Raw genomic sequence first — 17700 nt, forward strand, 5'->3', positions numbered from 1 at the left:
CAATATTTTGCGCCCTTAGCTCAGCTGGATAGAGCGTTTGACTACGAATCAAAAGGCCGGGAGTTCGAATCTCTCAGGGCGCGCCATTATAACTTTACTTGCCGGCGTGGCGGAATGGCAGACGCGCTCGACTCAAAATCGAGTGGGAAACCGTGGAGGTTCGAGTCCTCTCGCCGGTATAAAATAACGGGATGTAGCTCAGCTTGGTAGAGCACCTGGTTTGGGACCAGGGGGTCGCATGTTCAAATCGTGTCATCCCGATCTCACAAAAACGGATTATCTATAATAGATAATCCGTTTTTGTGTTTATTTTTAGTTCTACTTTGCAATTCATGGGAACTATGAAGAGTAATAACACATGTAGTACAGCCTCTATCGCGATTGTAGTCAAAACGTAAGGGAATGCTGTCTCATAAAGGTATATCTGCATAAAGCCCAGAGCTTTCGGTCACAATAGGTTTAAAAAGTGATAGAAGGGGTTCATGTGAACACGTTTAACTTCAAAAAACATATCAAGAGACGCTGGCGCCGGTGGAAACGAACCTTGTGGATGACAGCAGCTTTGATTGCCGTAGCCATACTGGCCTACAGTGGTTTGCCGATTTCTTCTGCAATCGAGCGTTTACTAACAACCAATTTCAGCGAGGCTGTATCCGTAATGGGACCTCCAACCATGGAACCAAGGTCTGAAGAAGAAATTCAGACCTTGGTTGAGCAACTTGGACCTGATCCAGACCATTTAACAAGCGTTGTTTTGGAGACACAATACATCTGCGGAGTGGAGACGGAACAATTGGGCAAGTTGGCTGTCCCCCAGTTGAAAATATTACTCATTCAACATCCCGAATGGGAAGCGGAGGTTAAATCATCAGAAGTAATGCACGTTAAGCAACATGTTGATGATCTTTCTCCGTTATGTAAAGAGCAGGCATATATCAGTATAGATGCAGTGGGTAATCTCAATCTTTACGAAGGCCGACCTGGAGAAGAGAAAGTTATTCGTACTTTTTTTCAGATGGATGTAGGCTCGTTGGAGACTTCACTGCCTGAGGGTGTGTTGGAGCAGTTGCAGCAGGGTATCCGTATTCAGGATAAGGATGAATATGACAGCGTGATATCCACGTTTAGTGATTATGCAGTGGATGAGGCTGGTAAAGAAGTACGCAATGGCGGATAAATAAGAAAAGGCTGACAACCTGCACTTATTCATTCAATTCTTCTGCATCATGAGATGGGAAGAAGCCGGGTGCAGCATAGTAATACGTTGTGTACCCGATGAAGAAGACATACGAAGATGAAAACAAGAAGGACATCGAAAGATGTCCTTTTTGTCGTTGTTTGACCGAAATGTCTGAAAATTGAAGATAGAAATTGGAGTTTAATCACAAATAAAGGCGAGTAAATGATCCGGACAAAGTTTTTCCTGCCGCAGGGTCTATCTTTTGTTATAATGAAATGAACGATACATATGTTCGCTTTTGTAAGGGAGAGATGGTTTTGCGTTTTTTGGGAATTGACCCGGGGATTGCGATTGTTGGTTTTGGTTTTGTGGATAAAATCGGCAGTAAGGTGACCCCTGTACAATATGGCTGTATTCAGACGGAAGCACATACCCCCGAAGAGGAAAGACTGCTTCATGTATATGAGGGCATGGTACAGCTGATCGATAAATACAAACCGGACGCGGTAGCGCTGGAAAAACTTTTTTTTAACCGTAACGTAACAACAGCTATGTCTGTCAGCCAGGCAAGAGGGGTCATGGTACTGGCTGCTGCTCAGAAGGGACTGCCTATTGCAGAGTATACGCCGATGCAGATTAAACAGGCGATCGTTGGATACGGCAAAGCTGAGAAGCGGCAAGTCCAGGAAATGGTCAAAATGTTTCTGCGTTTGCAGGCTATTCCGAAGCCGGATGACGTAGCGGATGCTTTGGCTGTAGCCGTGTGCCATGCACACTCGTATACATTAAATTCCAAGTTGAATGAGGTATTGCGAAAATGATTGATTTTTTAAGAGGACAGTTTTCACATCTGGAGAATGAATATATTGTACTTGATGTTCATGGTGTAGGTTATCGTGTGTTCTGTCCGAATCCATATGCATTTGCGAAGCAAGAAGGCGAAATTATGGTTTACACTCATCATCATGTACGTGAAGATGCGATGTTGCTGTTTGGTTTTGCCACACGAGAAGAACAGAAGTTATTTCGCAAGCTGATCGAGGTATCAGGTATTGGACCCAAAGTTGCTCTGGGTATACTTGCTGGCGGTACGCCGGACCATGTCGTGACTGCTATTTATCAAGAGAATCTGACGTTCTTAACCAAGCTGCCGGGAATTGGCAAGAAAACAGCACAGCGTATGATCCTGGATCTCAAGGACAAACTGGATGGATTCGGGGCTGCAACATATGCAACAGGTTTGTTCGCCCCTCCTTCAGAAGAAGCAGGAAGCGGCTCTGCCTGGGACGAAGCACGTGAAGGCCTCAAGGCGCTGGGGTATACGGACAGTGAATTGGATAAAGTATGGCTCAAATTGAAGAAGGATGTTACCTCGGCCGATTCTGTTGATGTGTTGATGAAACGGGCACTGCAAATGCTGTTTACGGGATAATACATTTTGCATATCGAATTAAGCAGTAACCCGCACAAAAAAGGTAGGGATGAATATGGATGACCGGATTATTTCCGCGAACCTGATGATGGAGGACCAGGCGGTTGAGCTGAGCCTTCGTCCCCGGTATCTGAATGAATATATTGGGCAGAACCAGGTCAAGGAAAATTTGAAAATATACATTGAGGCCGCCAAAATGCGTAATGAGGCACTCGATCATGTGTTGTTATATGGTCCACCCGGACTGGGAAAAACAACACTTGCCAATATTATAGCCAACGAATTGGGCGTTAACCTGCGGACGACATCGGGACCTGCAATTGAACGCCCAGGTGACCTGGCAGCGTTGCTCACAAACCTGCAAGAAGGGGACGTCCTGTTTATTGACGAGATCCATCGTCTTCATCGTACGGTAGAAGAAGTGATGTACCCGGCCATGGAGGACTTTGCGTTGGATATCATGATTGGTAAAGGTCCAAGTGCCCGCTCCGTACGTCTTGATCTGCCATCATTTACATTGATTGGCGCTACAACGCGTGCAGGCTTGCTGTCTGCGCCTCTTAGAGACCGGTTTGGCGTGATTAGTCGTCTGGAATTTTACACGGTGGATGAGCTGGCCTACATCGTCTCACGAGCCTCAGAGATTTTAGGGGTGGAGATTGTAGGTAATGCAGCCGAAGAGATTGCATTGCGCTCCCGTGGGACGCCAAGGATCGCTAATCGACTTCTGAAAAGAGTGCGTGACTTTGCTCAGGTACGGGGTGATGGCATCATCACACAGGCACTGGCGGAAGAAGCGCTGCAACGACTTCAGATCGATCCTCGGGGTCTCGACGAGATTGATCACAAGATGCTCAAATCAATGATCAACAGTTTCCGGGGAGGCCCAGTGGGGTTGGATACGATAGCCGCTACAATTGGTGAGGAGAGTCAGACCATTGAGGATGTCTACGAGCCTTATTTGCTGCAGATTGGGATGCTTCAACGTACACCAAGGGGCAGGATCGTAACGGATATGGCTTATCATCATTTAGGTCTGCCCATTCCACCGAGAGATGGGAAGTAATTTAAGATTTTATATCCATCGGATTCATCTTTTATAAAAATTGGGACCAATATGGAGAGGAGCCTGATCATGGGGAACGTAATGCAAACTAAAAAGTGGAGTCGGCGTTTGAAGGTATTGGCCGCAGCTCTGTTGACAGTAGGATGCCTACAAGTGCCCGTTTATGCCGCTGAAGGTAACGGGCAGATGATCCGGGTAGCCATGTTTGCGAACCTGGGGAGTACGTATAAATCGACTACACCACTGATTACGCTTGAGTCGAGTGGAACTTGGAATATCGGTTCGGAAAGCGGAGCAAGTATAACTCTTCCAGCAGGACAAATTCGTTTCACTGCGGATGGGTTCCGCGTAAAAGTGTTGGAAACAGGGGATTTCAAAACGGCGGCAGCAGCTGCAAAATTGTTGCAGGCAACCAGCGACAAGCCATTGTTATTCACAACGTCTCTGAGTGGGAAAACTACTTATCAGCTGTACACAGGGAATTATGCTACAGAAGAGTTAGCTAGACAAGCTGTAGCACGTGTGCAGAAAGTAGCAGCAACTCAACTGGGCGGTCAACAGCCCGCAGTGACGGGCAGCAAACGTCTCTCTACAGGAACATACAGTTCGCTTCAAGAGGCTGAGGCTGCGCAGTCTTCCATAGCTGGAGCAGGTTTTACCTCCTATACGGTACTGCAACTGAGTGGTGGTACTCCGGGGTACACGGTATGGATCGGAGAAGCTACAAGTGATGCAGATTTATCCGCACTGAAAAATAATGTAGAAGCCAGTGTTCCAGGAGTAAGCCTGTCTCCTGTAAATAGTAATAGTGCCGCACTTATAATCCGTCAGGATGCGGGTTTAAGTACCGACACATTAAAGACGGCTCCGCATTACACCATTGCAGGCAATGAAGCCAAGGCATTGGTGCAGGGCGATGGTAGTGGAATCAAGGTGTTGGAACGCTCCCAGCGAACGTATCGCGGAGACATGGAAATTAGCATCGTGGGTGGAGACCTTGCGTTAGTGAATGTAGTTTCACTGGAGCAATACCTGTATTCAGTCGTCGGTGCAGAGGTGTATTCCTCCTGGCCAGCAGAAGCTCTGAAAGTACAGGCTGTCGCTGCACGCTCATATGCACTTCAACAAGGGGAGCGTTTTAAGATTGCTAATGTCGTGGATACCACGCTGAGTCAGGCCTATAACGGCATAGGTTCAGAGAATGACAAAGTCACCAGCGCGGTTGATGCGACTGCTGGAGAAGTCATCAAGAGCGGAGGTAAAATCGTTGAAGCCGTGTTCTCTTCTAATGCAGGAGGACAGACGGCTCATCCGTCCGAGGTATGGAATGGAGGAGCGGGTGTGTTCAGTAATGTGGACAGCCATGGGGACACATCGGCTCAAGCAGGCTTACATACATGGTATCATGTACTGCTGAGCTCTGGAGTCAGCGGGTACATCCGTGAAGATAATGTAAAGGAACTGACAACCAAAACAGATGCCGGGCTAGCCAAAGTTACGGTTACTGCCCAAAATACGAATGTCCGTCCCGTTCCGTTAATTCAATCCAACGTTGAACCGGTAGCGAAATTGAACCCAGGCAACGAAGCTGTTGTTCTGGCCAAAGTGCCGCAATCCAATGACTATGCTTGGGTAAGAGGACCATTCACATCAGCCCAGTTGGTTAAATCCCTGCAGGGTAAAACGACTACAGCTGTACCCTCTTCCATCTCAACGCTGGAAGTGACCAAGCGTGGGCCTTCCGGAAGAGCTCTTGAAGTCACTGCCAACGGGCAGCTCATGGCAGTAAAATATGGAGATACGTACCGTTCCGCTTTAGGCGGATTACCGAGCACCTTATTTGATATTGCAGGGACCGGAAGTTATACTGTATTAGGCGCTGACGGCAAAACGGCAAGCAAAACAGGCTCACAGGGTGCTGCTGTGCTATCTGCCTCAGGCACAGGAACCTCATCCAGTAATGCTCTTGTGGTGATGAGTGCTGAGGGTCAAGCGAGAGCTGTAACGCAGGGCCAAACCTTCATGTTCATCGGCCAGGGCAACGGTCACGGATTGGGCTTGTCCCAATGGGGAGCCAAAGGCATGGCAGACGAAGGGTATGATTACCAGGCAATATTGAAACACTATTATCAAAATGCGACTATTGTTAAGGAATGAAACTAAAATGAATGTGAACTTATATGATTTTGAATTACCGGAGCAACTCATTGCACAGACACCATTGCTTGATCGCACGGCGTCCCGGTTACTGACCTTAAATAAGGAAAGTGGTGAAGTTAAACATCACACGTTTCCTGATATTATTGAATTCCTTCAGCCAGGGGATACACTGGTGTTAAACGATACTCGTGTTCTTCCAGCCAGGTTGTTCGGAACCAAAGAGGATACCGGAGCAAAGGCAGAAGTTCTTTTGCTCAAAAACGTGGAAGGCGATCGTTGGGAAGCGCTGGTTAAACCAGGCAAGAAGCTGAAAGCTGGTTCGGTCATCGTTTTTGGCGACGAGCTCAAGGCAGTCATTGATGAAGAAGGCGAAATGGGCGCTCGTATGCTTACGTTCTCCTATGATGGGATCTTTCAGGAGATTCTGGACCGTCTGGGTGAAATGCCTTTGCCCCCTTATATCAAAGAGACACTGGATGACCGGGAAAGGTATCAAACGGTCTATGCGAAACACGAAGGATCGGCTGCTGCCCCAACAGCAGGACTACATTTTACAGAAGAACTGTTGGATCGAATTCGGGACAAGGGCGTTAATGTAGCTTTCATTACCCTCCACGTTGGACTTGGAACTTTCCGGCCGATGTCGGTTGATGTTGTGGAAGAGCATGTCATGCATGAGGAGTATTATTCCTTGTCTCAAGAGACGGCGGATCTGATTAATGAAACGAAAAAACGTGGCAACCGTATATATGCGGTAGGGACAACGAGTTGTCGGACACTGGAAACGGTAGGTAGCAAGTTTGAGAATGGACAGTTGCAAGAAAGTAGTGGCTGGACCAAGATCTTTATTTACCCGGGATATACATTCAAAGTGATCGACGGAATGCTTACGAATTTTCATCTCCCGAAATCAACGTTGGTTATGCTGGTCAGTGCGCTGGCGGGTAGAGAGCATATTATGCAGGCATATGAAGAAGCGATTAAGGAGCAATACCGTTTCTTTAGCTTTGGCGATGCTATGCTGATTTATTAATAAGGCAATACGATTAATTTCTAGAGGATGATTATAACCAATGTCAGCAATTACGTATGAACATATCAAAACCTGCAAACAATCCGGAGCCCGTCTGGGACGTGTACATACACCTCACGGTATTATTGAGACACCAACCTTCATGCCTGTAGGAACACAGGCGACGGTGAAAACGATGAGTCCCGAAGAGCTGAAAGAGATGGATGCTCAGATCATTCTGAGCAATACGTATCATCTGTTCCTGAGACCGGGACATGAAATTATTCGTCAGGCTGGCGGATTGCACAAATTCATGAATTGGGATCGCCCGATTCTGACTGATAGCGGTGGGTTTCAGGTGTTCTCTCTTAGTGAGATGCGCAAAATTACGGAGGAAGGCGTTAACTTCCGCTCCCATCTTAACGGGGACAAAAAGTTTCTTTCGCCTGAAGTCGCAATGGAGATCCAGAATGCACTGGGCTCCGATATCATGATGGCGTTTGATGAGTGTCCGCCTTATCCGGCTGAGTACGAATATGTGAAAAAATCACTTGAAAGAACAAGCCGCTGGGCAGAACGTTGTCTGGAAAGTCATGCTCGTCCGAATGATCAAGGGCTGTTTGCCATTGTACAGGGAGGCATGCATGAAGATCTGCGCCGTCAGAGCGCAGCAGATTTGACTTCCATGGATTTCCCGGGGTATGCTATTGGTGGACTGAGTGTTGGAGAACCAAAACATTTGATGTATGGTGTATTGGATTATACGGTTCCTTTGTTGCCGTCCAATAAACCACGCTATTTGATGGGTGTAGGTTCACCCGATGCATTGATTGAGGGATCGATTCGCGGAGTGGACATGTTCGATTGTGTTCTGCCTACCCGAATTGCCCGTAACGGAACTACGATGACCAGCCAGGGACGACTGGTAGTTCGTAATGCCAAGTTTGCAACCGATTTTGGGCCACTGGACCCTGAATGTGATTGCTACACTTGTCGTAACTATTCCAGAGCTTATCTGCGTCATTTAATCAAGGCGGATGAAACGTTTGGCTTGCGTTTGACGACCATCCACAATCTTCATTTCTTGCAGAATTTGATGCGCAATGTGCGCAAAGCCATAATGGAAGATCGTCTGCTTGATTTCCGGGATGAATTTTTCGATCAATATGGTCTTCACGACAATGACAAAGGTTTCTGATCAGGTTTTTGCGGAACCGAAGTAACAAGGTTATTTGTATGTATAGTCGATAAGGGGGAGTTCGAATGTTCCAAGGATTAACAGCTACAACGGCCAATGCGGGCGGAGGAATTGTGTCTCTGATCGTACCTCTGGTACTTATGGTTGCGATTTTTTACTTCTTGATGATTCGTCCACAGAACAAAAAGCAGAAACAACGCAACGCCATGCTCGGCCAGTTGAAAAAAGGCGATAAAATTGTTACAATCGGCGGTCTTCACGGAACGATTGCTGAAATTACGGATGATGTGGTTGTATTGCGCGTAAACGATGTAACCAAACTTACATTTGATCGCAATGCGATTAGCAGTGCAGTTGCTCGTGAAACGGCTGAATAAATTATAGATGTGCAAAAGCCTGTAAGGCTATGAGTACGTTTGCAGCGTATTCTTCTTGTTCAGAGAACCGGATCTCTTTTGGAGGCCCGGTTCTCTTTTTTATTTTTATGAACTAAACATACCTCTGAACTTCTTCTATGATCTGCGTGTATTGACCCCAAATATGCCACCGAGAGCAGAGATCAGGAATGCACTTGCAAGCTGCAGACTATCATTCCAATTGAATGAAGCATCGAGTGCCAGAAATCCGATCAGCAACACGATAACTCCATAGATGATTCCGGTAATACCTCCATAGTACCAGCCTCGCTCCCCTGATCTTTTGCCAGATATAAATCCGCCGACCAGCAAGGACAATCCATGAACTACGTACGTATACAGAGAAAGGTCCTGTTCCCGCATTCCAGTCATCCAAAGAAAGAAGGAAAGAATCAGTGCACCCAGCAACATCCACACAAAGGCATGACAGAGGCCGGAAAGAGTCGGGTTAGACATTCGAAATGAAACCATTCGGCGAATCAACTGCATGAAGCAACCCCCTTGTACAAGTTTGAAGTTAATACAGTGTATGGTCAAGCCTTCGGACTTATGAACTGAATTTTCCATTAAATGAACAGATTATATTTGCATGAGCATGTGAGCTTCAGGCCAAAATATAGATTACGCATCAGGTACCTGTGTAAAAACTCATATTGGGAAGGAGGAACCCTGTTGTGAACTTATCAGATATCGGAGCACATATTTTCCGAACCATTCTCATGTATTTTATCGTTTACGGAGCGATCAGACTGATGGGCAAACGGGAAATTGGGAAGCTGTCCATGTTTGATCTGGTCGTTTCCATTATGCTTGCAGAGATTGCTGCATTTGTGATCGAAGATACCAATAAGCCGTTGTTTCATGGTATCGTACCTATGCTCACAGTACTATTTGTGCAGATTATCATGGCTTTTCTAAGTCTCAAGAGCCGTAAATTACGGCTAATGATTGATGGGAAACCAACCGTCTTGATTTCCAAGGGAACATTGCATCGGGATGAGATGCGCAAGCAGCGATATAATCTGGATGACCTTCTGCTTCAGCTCCGTGAACAGAATATCGACAGCATTGGTGAAGTGGAATTCGCCATTTTGGAGACGACAGGCAAGTTAACCGTATTTCCCAAAAGTAAGCCCTCCTCCAATGGCAACAGTTCCTCTGGTAAGGATGGGGCTACAAATAGCATACAAAAAGCAAGAAGAGAGAAGATCGATGGTTTCCAAAATATTAAATATGAAGGGCTTCCCCTACCCCTGATCATGGATGGTAAAGTGCAGGACCAGAACCTTGAGCTGATTCAGAAAACACGGTTTTGGCTTAAAAATCAGATTCAGGGAAAGGGCATTCTTGATTTTAAGGATGTATTTATATGCTCCATCGACCATAACGGCAAAATATACGTAAGTTTGAAAGATGAAAAGTAAATTTATTTACGGGAACGGCGCTTAAACCAGGAACCGATGATGGGAGCACGGGAAAGATCGTGAAAATCAATCATTTTAGTCCACCCCATAACGATGAAATAAACGATCAAACCAACAAAAGGTGCGAGAATCATTCTGAGCCAGAACGGAAGCAAAGTTGTAGTCTGTTCATAAACAACAAGTGTGGCGGCACCCATGATGACCATACCCGTCCCTGTTTTGACCCAATCCATGATTTTGAAACGGAACTGAAGCAGGCTGCGCACACTTCTTGCGTGTAGAAGAGTAACGATCGTTGAGTTCACACAAATGGCAATGACCGCTCCAAAAATCCCATACTCCGGTCGGGATGCAAGCATTAAAATCAACGTAATTTTGATAACCGCACCAATAAACGTATTGAGCAGTGCCTTCCCCGGACGATCCAGCGCCTGAAGGGCCGCTTGAAGTGGAGCCTGGATATAGATAAACAAAGCAAAAGGAGCCATGAGCTTAAGCATGCTTCCAATCGATGCATCATTGTACAGCATGAGACACATCGGTTCGGCAAGCACATACATAAATACAGAAAATGGAGCACCTGTTACAAGTGCCAGTCGCAAGGCCTGGTGCATTCGTTTATGAATCAGGGCACGATCACCTTGAGCAGAAGCCTCTGACAATGAAGGCACAAGTGATGTGGCTAAAGAGGACGTTAATGCACCAGGTAATAACAGCAGTGGAATTATCATGCCTTGTAACGCACCATATTGAGCCGTAGCGAGTCCTTTGGAGATACCCGCAAGAGCGAGACTCTGTGCGGTAACAATGGTCTCAGCCAGATAAGACAGGGAACCGACTAATCTCCCAGCAGTAACGGGAACCGAAATGGCAAGTAAGCGACGTAGTAGTCCAGGCTCTGAACCGGTTGACTCCTTTAACACTTTCGACTTGGATTCCATGCGAGAAGTCCGAATGGAATGAGGTGAATCAAGACCTGATTCCTTTTTCTGTCTAGCATAGTTCCACAATAATACGAGCATGCCGAAGAATTCACCGACAAGTGCTCCCAACATGGCGCCTGCTGCAGCTTGCGCAATACCCTGGGGTAAAAGAAGCCACGCAAACCAGATCACACAGATTATACGAATGATGGTTTCAACAATGGATGAAATGGCTGTAGGCATCATGTTCTGTTTACCCTGAAAATAACCTCTGTAGACAGCAGATACGGCGATGATGGCAATCATGGGACTCATGCTGACAAACGTATGATATACTCTCTCATCTGTCAGAACATAACGAGTGACCCAAGGAGCGAAGATGATACACAAAAACATAAACACAACACCAAGAGTTAGTGTAAAGCTCAAGCTGATTTGCAGAATTCGCTGGGGTGAATAGCGGTTGGCACCTGTATCCGCCTCGGCAACGAGCTTGGCTACAGCAAGTGGGATACCGCCTGTAATTAATGTGACAAGCACGATGAAAAAGGGGTAGCTTAGTTGGTAAATGCCAACACCTTCTGCACCGATGACCCGTGGCAGCGCAATGCGTGGGATGAAGCCCAGAATCCGATTGATAATGCCTGCCGCGAGCAGGATCATGGCTCCCTGGATAAATGTCTGTTTCTTCAAGAATACCCCTCTTTCCCGGTTGAAAAGTACAGATTTTCATAAACGGGACAAAGCCGTTGTTCTTCATCCTATGCCAGTCCTTTATCTTCTCATGACAACTTGGACACGATTAACAAAAAGATCCATCATCAACAAGAAGGAATATGATCGGGTAAAGTCGAATCATGTAATATTGATGCCGCATAAAGGCTTGGATGTACGAAGGGAGGCTCCCCGTTGGAAGAAATGAATGATGTGGAGTTGGAACAGTCTATAGAGATGCTCTGCCGCAGCAAGGCAGAGGAATTAAGGCTTGTCGGTTACGAATATGTCACCAGCAAAGATGTCTGGAATTGCGTCAGTCATAAATATGAAAAGCAGGGCATTCCACCGCTTCACCAGCTGGTGAACGACATTTTGTCACTGAAAGCAACAAGCTTTATGAACTTTATGACCGTGTCTGCATACCGGGGGTCCTCTTTCTAGCGAAAGGGATCTTTTTTGTTGGAAATTGACTGCTTTTTACGGCATCGCTATAATAGGAATATTGAGAACGAAAGGGGATCTAGGAACGGCATGAAAAGAATCGTCAGTTTCATTCTGGTCGTGCTTGTGACCGCAGGAGTAATGTTGGGCACAAGTCCAGGGCTGCTAAAAAATATACGCTTGGGCCTTGATTTAAAAGGAGGCTACGAGATCCTATATGAAGCAGAGCCACTGGAGCAAGGACAGGAAGTCACCAAAGCATCTTTGGTGCAAACAGCAAAAAGTCTGGAGAGCCGTGCCAATGCGCTCGGAACAAGCGAGCCGGAAGTAACAACTGAAGGAACGAACCGGATCCGTTTGAAGCTGGCCGGGGTTACCGACGAGGCTGAGGTTAGAGCCAAAATGAAAGAACCTGCTGTCATGACCTTCCGCAGTAAAGCTAAGAATGACAAAGAAGGCGAATACACCAAAATCGAGCTTCGGGGAAATGAGTTCGTGGAAAATGGCGCCAAGGTGGTATTCAACCAGTTAAACGCGCCGATGATCGACATCCAGGTTAAAGACAAAGCCAAGTTTGCTGAGATCACCAAACGTTTGATTGGACAACCATTGGCCATCTATCTGGATGATCAATTGCTGTCAGCTCCAACCGTACAGCAGCAGCTGAGTGATGGCTCAGCGCAGATTACGGGTAATTACTCGCGTGAGGAAGCCAATCAGCTTCGTGATACCATTAATTTGGGTGCGTTGCCGTTGAAACTGACAGAGAAGTACTCTCAAAGCGTTGGTGCAACGCTGGGTAAACTATCTCTGGACCAGACGATTAAAGCGGGATTAATTGGTTCCGTAATTATTCTGGTGTTCATGATTGGTCTATACCGTATTCCGGGGATTATTGCGAGCTTTGCCTTGATTACACATACGTGGCTGGTACTTGCAATCTTCTATATGGGGGAATTCGTGCTTACCCTTCCGGGGATCGCGGCATTTATCCTGGGGATAGGGATGGCCGTAGATGCCAACATCATCACGTACGAGCGGATTAAGGAAGAAATGCGCAGTGGCAAGTCCATATTGTCTTCGGTCAAAGCAGGAGGTAAACACTCCTTCCGTACAATCATTGACTCCAACATTACAACCATCATTGCTGCCGCAGTTATGTTCTTCCTGGGTACAGGTGCGGTTAAAGGTTTCGCACTGGTACTGATTTTTGACATCGTGACCAGCATTATCACGAATATTTTCTTCTCCCGCTTCCTGTTGACCCTGCTTGTGCGGGCTAACGTGTTGAAGAAGCCTAAGTACTTCGGAGTGAAGGAGAGTGAAATTCGTGCGCTTTAATTGGAATTTTGATTATGTTAAGGGCAGTAAAATTGCCTACACGTTTTCCATCATTTTGACGATTGCAGGTATTATCAGTATTTTGGCCCTTGGCTTGAATTATGCAGTTGATTTCCGCTCGGGTTCAAATGTGGATATTACGGTATCCAAAGCAATCACGACAGAACAAATTAAGCCGATTGTGACTGAGCTTGGCGTTGACGCAAACGATGTTCATATTACACCTGGCGCTGATCGAGTTAACGTTCGTTTCTCGAACGTACTGGATGAAACTCAGGAAAGTAAGTTTAAGCAAGAGTTCACCAAGCTGGACTCAACCGCTTCTTATGAAGTCAACACGGTTGACCCGGAGATGGCGAAAGAACTTGAACGCAATGCCATATACGCGGTTCTTATCGCGAGTATCGGAATTATGATCTACGTGGCTATTCGATTTGAATGGCGGTTTGGCTTGGCTGCGGTCATTGCGCTTTTCCATGATGCGTTTGTAGTCATTAGTGTATTCTCGATATTCCGTCTGGAAGTGAATCTGACCTTCATTACGGCTGTACTGACCATTGTCGGATTCTCGATCAATGATACCATCGTTATCTTTGACCGGATTCGTGAGAATATGCGTTTTGCCAAAAAGACAACGAAAGCCGATTTGCGTGAAGTAGTCAACCGCAGTTTGGCGCAAACGATGACACGTTCCCTGAATACAACATTCACTGTGTTTGTCGCTTCGCTCTGCTTGTTTATTTTTGGTGGAGAATCCATTCGCATGTTCTCACTTGCCATGGTCATCGGAACGTTGTTCGGTGCATATTCTTCCATCTACATCGCCGCTCCGTTGTGGCTGGTACTCAAAGGTAAACAAACAGAAAAACCTAAAGCAGCTGTCAAAGCATCCAACTAAATACGTTATTGTTAAGCCGCGTCTGCCAGGCGCGGTTTTGCAACTTTAGGCAGAGTAATAAAGGGGGCATATCCATGACCAGAGAACGTATCCCATCTGCTCACGCTGCCACGTGGAGCGGGATCGCCGGGAATATGACACTTGCAGTAATCAAGGCTGGATTCGGTTATATGGCAAACAGCAAATCGTTGCTTGCAGACGGCCTGTACTCCGCCTCAGAAGCTGCTTCTTCATTATCCGGTCTCATTCCCTCGAAGTCTGTACAAACGAAAAACAAGGATCGCGGGGAGCGGTCAAAGGAACGTTCGCGTATCGCGAGACCTGGGATTTCGGTATTATTGTCTGTGCTCATCCTTATGGGAGGCCTACAGATTGCCATTTCTGCTTTAACCAGTCTGTCTGGGGATGAACCCGAATCGCTAGAGAAGTACACACATGCACTTGTGGTGGCATTTGCAGCATTGGCTGTCAAAGAAGCAATCTTTCAATACCAGTATCGGTATTTCCGTAAACGAAATCAGTCACAGGCTCTGGCTTATGCACAGCAGCATCGCCGGGCACTCTACTGTTCGCTTGTTGTATTGGTCGGCATTATAGGTTCCATGGCAGGAGAGACCACGGGGTGGAGTATTCTTCGATATATGGACCCTGCCGCTGCCTTGATCGCTTCCTGTTTTGTTCTTCACAAGGGATACAGAATGATTGTGGATACCGTATACGGTTCACTTGTTCAGGAACTGGAACAGGAAGAAGCACTTGATTTTAAAGAGACGGTGCAGCGTGTATATGGCATCATTACGATTGAACATCTGGTAGCACGTGAGCAGGAACATGATGTTACGATTGAACTGGTCATTAGTGTGAACCCCAGAATTTCCGTGCTGGAGGCACAGGAAATTGCGAATCGGGCGAAGACACTACTACTGACCCGGTTCAGTCATGTCAAAGAAGTACAGATCCAGGCTATACCTTATGATCCCGGATATCCTTATAAATCCAATCATGAACTGCCAGATCCTGAAGCGACATTAATTCAGTAATGAAGCTTGGTCGTGTAGATCAGGAAAGGAGCGTTATCATTGCTTTATTCGCAATATCGGTGGAATACACCAAATATCGACTTGGAGGCGGCTGCGGGACTCTCGCAGGCGCTTTCCGTTTCATCACTTGTTGGACGTTTGCTGGTCAGTCGTGGGGTGCACAATGAAATAGAGGCAGAACGGTTTCTCCATCCTGATCTGAATCAGATGCATGATCCTTATCTGCTTCTAGGCATGAAAGAAGCTGTGCCCCGAATCCGGCAGGCCATTGAGCGTGAAGAACATATTTTAATCTATGGGGATTATGACGCGGATGGCGTATCCAGTACATCGCTGATGATTCATTTAATGCGCCATCTTGGTGCATCATACGATATCTATATTCCCCATCGTTCCAATGAGGGATACGGTCTACACAATCATGCTCTGGATTGGGCCCATCAACAGGGTGTCACGCTGATTATCACGGTTGATACCGGAATCAGTGCGGTAGAGCAGATAGCCTATGCTTCAACACTGGGAATCGAAGTCATTGTGACGGACCACCATGAACCTCCCGAGGTTCTGCCCAAGGCCTACACGCTAATTAATCCCAAGCTTCCCGGCTGTCCTTATCCTTTTAAAGGATTGGCTGGTGCAGGGGTGGCTTTGAAGCTGGCTCAGGCATTGATTGGGGAAGTGCCAGGAGAATGGATGGAGATTGCTGCAATCGGTACCGTTGCCGACTTGATGCCTTTGGAAGGTGAGAATCGGGTTATCGTCAGTTATGGCGTTGAATCCATGCGTGGTACGCGTCTGCCTGGTGTAAGTGCTTTGCTTGAAATTAGTGGTGTGGACCAAAGCCAGGTCACTTCGATTAATATCGCCTTTGCCATGGCTCCGCGCATTAACGCCAGTGGACGTCTGGATCACGCTGGAAGAGCAGTATCGCTGCTTACCACGGAGGATCTGGATGAGGCGCATAGTCTGGCAGGTCAGCTGGACTTGTTGAATCGTGAAAGGCAACAGGTCGTTGAGGGTATACTTCAGGAAGCGACAGCCCAGTTGGAGCAAAAAATTGAACTTAACTCAGGGGCCGTGCCGGATGTCATCGTTTTGGCAGGAGAAGGTTGGAATGTTGGCGTTGTAGGTATTGTAGCTTCCAAGCTACTTGAACGATATTATCGGCCAACGCTAATCCTGGGCATTGACCCGGAGAGCGGCGCTTGTAAAGGCTCAGCACGCTCTATAGAGGGACTGGACATCTATGAGGCATTAACGGCTTGTAAACACACGATGGACCATTACGGGGGTCATCCAGCTGCAGCAGGTATGAGTCTTCATCGTGATCAGCTTGAAGAGCTTGAAGCAGGGCTGAATGAGTTTGCTGCAACTGTGTTGACGGAAGAAGACTTTATCCCTCATCGTCTTGCGGATGATGAATGCAGAATCAGTGATGTACCGTTACAGGTCATTCAAGAAATCGACAGGTTGCAACCGTTTGGCATGAATAATCCTTCCCCTCGTTTTGTACTTCGCCATGTGACTGTAAAAGAAACACGGACGATGGGGCGTGAGAAACGTCATCTGAAACTGGTTTTGGAACAGGACGGACAGCAACTGGAAACAGTCGCTTTTGGCAAGGGAACATTGGCTGAGTTTCTGCCACCAGGCTCGATCATAGATGTGATGGGTGAATTGTCCATTAATGAGTGGAATGGCATGAGGAAGCCACAATTGATGCTTCAGGACATTCATGTCCCTCATGCGCAAGTTTTCGATCTGCGAGGCAATACGGAACCGCTAAACGCGATGAAACATTTCCTGAGTTCGCTTGAAGTACATTTACGATACAAGTCGGGCTCTATTGGTGCCATCGTTCGGAAAGAAACGAATGTTTCTGAGGGAAATTCATTGTATGAACCGTGCCTTTGGGTATATGATAGAAAGGTCGGGCTGTTTCCGTGTAATGCTGCTGCTCAGCATTATGGACAGGAACAGGTCCGGACGTTATTTGTGTTTGATACGCCGGAAACCCCGGAACAACTTGATGCCATGCTGTCCTTATTCAGCGGAGCCGAGAATATCATCCTTCTGCACGGATCAGGCAACCATCGAGATCGCCTTCAGATGCCTTCCAGAGAACTCTTCAAGCGTATTTATATGCTGGTGTCGAAATGGAGAGCTGAGCCCGTAGAGGAACAAGAGATTACTCCTGTGCTCAGTCGTCAGTGTGGCTGCTCGCCGCGCATGATTACCATGATGCTGAATGTTTTTGAAGAGTTATCGTTCATTACCCGAGACCATGGGAAGATAGCGTTTGTGGATAACCCGCCCAAGCGTGATCTAACTGCTTCGCGTCACTATCAGGCACTGGAAAGTATGGCCGAGACAGAGCAGGTGATGCTGGATGCACCCACCCCTCAGTTGACTCAATGGATGATATCCCGGATGAAGGGCGTATCTTAGATAG

The 17700-nt window shown here is 46.8% G+C and carries 16 protein-coding genes and 3 tRNA genes; 17 read left to right on the plus strand and 2 right to left on the minus strand.

The features are described 5' to 3' along the window. Positions 1 to 9: 9 nt before the first annotated feature. The 11 genes from ACFTRD_RS32045 (at position 10) to yajC (ending at position 8425) form a co-directional block, all read left to right on the plus strand. Positions 10 to 86: transfer RNA gene (locus ACFTRD_RS32045), tRNA-Arg, on the plus strand. A gap of 14 nt (positions 87 to 100) precedes the next feature. Beyond that, positions 101 to 179: transfer RNA gene (locus ACFTRD_RS32050), tRNA-Leu, on the plus strand. 8 nt (positions 180 to 187) lie between these two features. Next, positions 188 to 261 (plus strand) — tRNA-Pro (locus ACFTRD_RS32055). A gap of 223 nt (positions 262 to 484) precedes the next feature. After that, a complete protein-coding gene (locus ACFTRD_RS32060) occupies positions 485 to 1177 on the plus strand; it encodes a BofC C-terminal domain-containing protein (protein WP_379387007.1) in 693 nt (230 codons plus the stop codon). 320 nt (positions 1178 to 1497) lie between these two features. Continuing rightward, entirely contained in the window at positions 1498 to 2001 is a 504-nt protein-coding gene (gene ruvC, locus ACFTRD_RS32065; protein WP_024633031.1) for a crossover junction endodeoxyribonuclease RuvC, read from the plus strand. Continuing rightward, positions 1998 to 2612 (plus strand): Holliday junction branch migration protein RuvA, encoded by a 615-nt coding sequence (gene ruvA / locus ACFTRD_RS32070; RefSeq protein ID WP_379387010.1) that lies wholly within the window; start codon positions 1998 to 2000, stop codon positions 2610 to 2612. Before ruvC ends, ruvA begins: the two co-directional genes overlap by 4 nt. A 55-nt stretch (positions 2613 to 2667) precedes the next feature. After that, positions 2668 to 3678, plus strand: coding sequence for a Holliday junction branch migration DNA helicase RuvB (gene ruvB / locus ACFTRD_RS32075; protein WP_379387012.1), 1011 nt, complete (start codon positions 2668 to 2670; stop codon positions 3676 to 3678). 69 nt (positions 3679 to 3747) lie between these two features. Beyond that, positions 3748 to 5835 (plus strand): SpoIID/LytB domain-containing protein, encoded by a 2088-nt coding sequence (locus ACFTRD_RS32080; protein ID WP_379387014.1) that lies wholly within the window; start codon positions 3748 to 3750, stop codon positions 5833 to 5835. Positions 5836 to 5842: 7 nt separating this feature from the next. Further along, positions 5843 to 6871: a tRNA preQ1(34) S-adenosylmethionine ribosyltransferase-isomerase QueA gene (gene queA, locus ACFTRD_RS32085; RefSeq protein WP_379387016.1), complete on the plus strand. Its 1029-nt coding sequence runs from the start codon at positions 5843 to 5845 to the stop codon at positions 6869 to 6871. Positions 6872 to 6911: 40 nt separating this feature from the next. Beyond that, the gene (tgt, locus tag ACFTRD_RS32090; RefSeq protein WP_192270241.1) at positions 6912 to 8048 is read left to right on the plus strand and encodes a tRNA guanosine(34) transglycosylase Tgt; all 1137 of its coding nucleotides are present in this window, start codon (positions 6912 to 6914) and stop codon (positions 8046 to 8048) included. Between the two features lie 65 nt (positions 8049 to 8113). Continuing rightward, the gene (gene yajC / locus ACFTRD_RS32095; protein WP_062325079.1) at positions 8114 to 8425 is read left to right on the plus strand and encodes a preprotein translocase subunit YajC; all 312 of its coding nucleotides are present in this window, start codon (positions 8114 to 8116) and stop codon (positions 8423 to 8425) included. Positions 8426 to 8560: 135 nt separating this feature from the next. On the opposite strand, the gene ACFTRD_RS32100 is transcribed toward yajC, so the two are convergent. Next, the gene (locus ACFTRD_RS32100) at positions 8561 to 8953 is read right to left on the minus strand and encodes a TIGR04086 family membrane protein (protein WP_379387019.1); all 393 of its coding nucleotides are present in this window, start codon (positions 8951 to 8953) and stop codon (positions 8561 to 8563) included. Positions 8954 to 9183: 230 nt separating this feature from the next. Between ACFTRD_RS32100 and ACFTRD_RS32105 the strand changes: the two genes are divergently transcribed. Further along, positions 9184 to 9888: a DUF421 domain-containing protein gene (locus ACFTRD_RS32105; RefSeq protein ID WP_379387051.1), complete on the plus strand. Its 705-nt coding sequence runs from the start codon at positions 9184 to 9186 to the stop codon at positions 9886 to 9888. Positions 9889 to 9890: 2 nt separating this feature from the next. Here the strand turns inward: ACFTRD_RS32105 and spoVB are convergent, their stop codons facing one another. Continuing rightward, a complete protein-coding gene (gene spoVB / locus ACFTRD_RS32110; RefSeq protein ID WP_379387021.1) occupies positions 9891 to 11504 on the minus strand; it encodes a stage V sporulation protein B in 1614 nt (537 codons plus the stop codon). 225 nt (positions 11505 to 11729) lie between these two features. Between spoVB and ACFTRD_RS32115 the strand changes: the two genes are divergently transcribed. The 5 genes from ACFTRD_RS32115 (at position 11730) to recJ (ending at position 17696) form a co-directional block, all read left to right on the plus strand. Next, positions 11730 to 11969, plus strand: a complete 240-nt coding sequence (locus ACFTRD_RS32115) for a post-transcriptional regulator (protein WP_036617497.1) — start codon at positions 11730 to 11732, stop codon at positions 11967 to 11969. Positions 11970 to 12059: 90 nt separating this feature from the next. Further along, positions 12060 to 13310: a protein translocase subunit SecD gene (secD, locus tag ACFTRD_RS32120; RefSeq protein ID WP_379387023.1), complete on the plus strand. Its 1251-nt coding sequence runs from the start codon at positions 12060 to 12062 to the stop codon at positions 13308 to 13310. After that, positions 13300 to 14208, plus strand: a complete 909-nt coding sequence (gene secF, locus ACFTRD_RS32125) for a protein translocase subunit SecF (RefSeq protein ID WP_192270234.1) — start codon at positions 13300 to 13302, stop codon at positions 14206 to 14208. The genes secD and secF overlap by 11 nt, the downstream gene beginning before the upstream one ends. 74 nt (positions 14209 to 14282) lie before the next feature. Then, the gene (locus tag ACFTRD_RS32130; RefSeq protein WP_379387025.1) at positions 14283 to 15248 is read left to right on the plus strand and encodes a cation diffusion facilitator family transporter; all 966 of its coding nucleotides are present in this window, start codon (positions 14283 to 14285) and stop codon (positions 15246 to 15248) included. Positions 15249 to 15287: 39 nt separating this feature from the next. Next, positions 15288 to 17696 carry a single-stranded-DNA-specific exonuclease RecJ gene (gene recJ, locus ACFTRD_RS32135; protein WP_379387027.1) on the plus strand — a complete coding sequence of 803 codons (2409 nt, stop codon included), beginning with the start codon at positions 15288 to 15290 and terminating at the stop codon, positions 17694 to 17696. Positions 17697 to 17700: the final 4 nt, after the last annotated feature.

Origin of the sequence: Paenibacillus sp. NPDC056933 (genome assembly GCF_042674385.1) — a bacterium.
In the GTDB taxonomy this organism is placed as follows: Bacteria; Bacillota; Bacilli; order Paenibacillales; family Paenibacillaceae; genus Paenibacillus.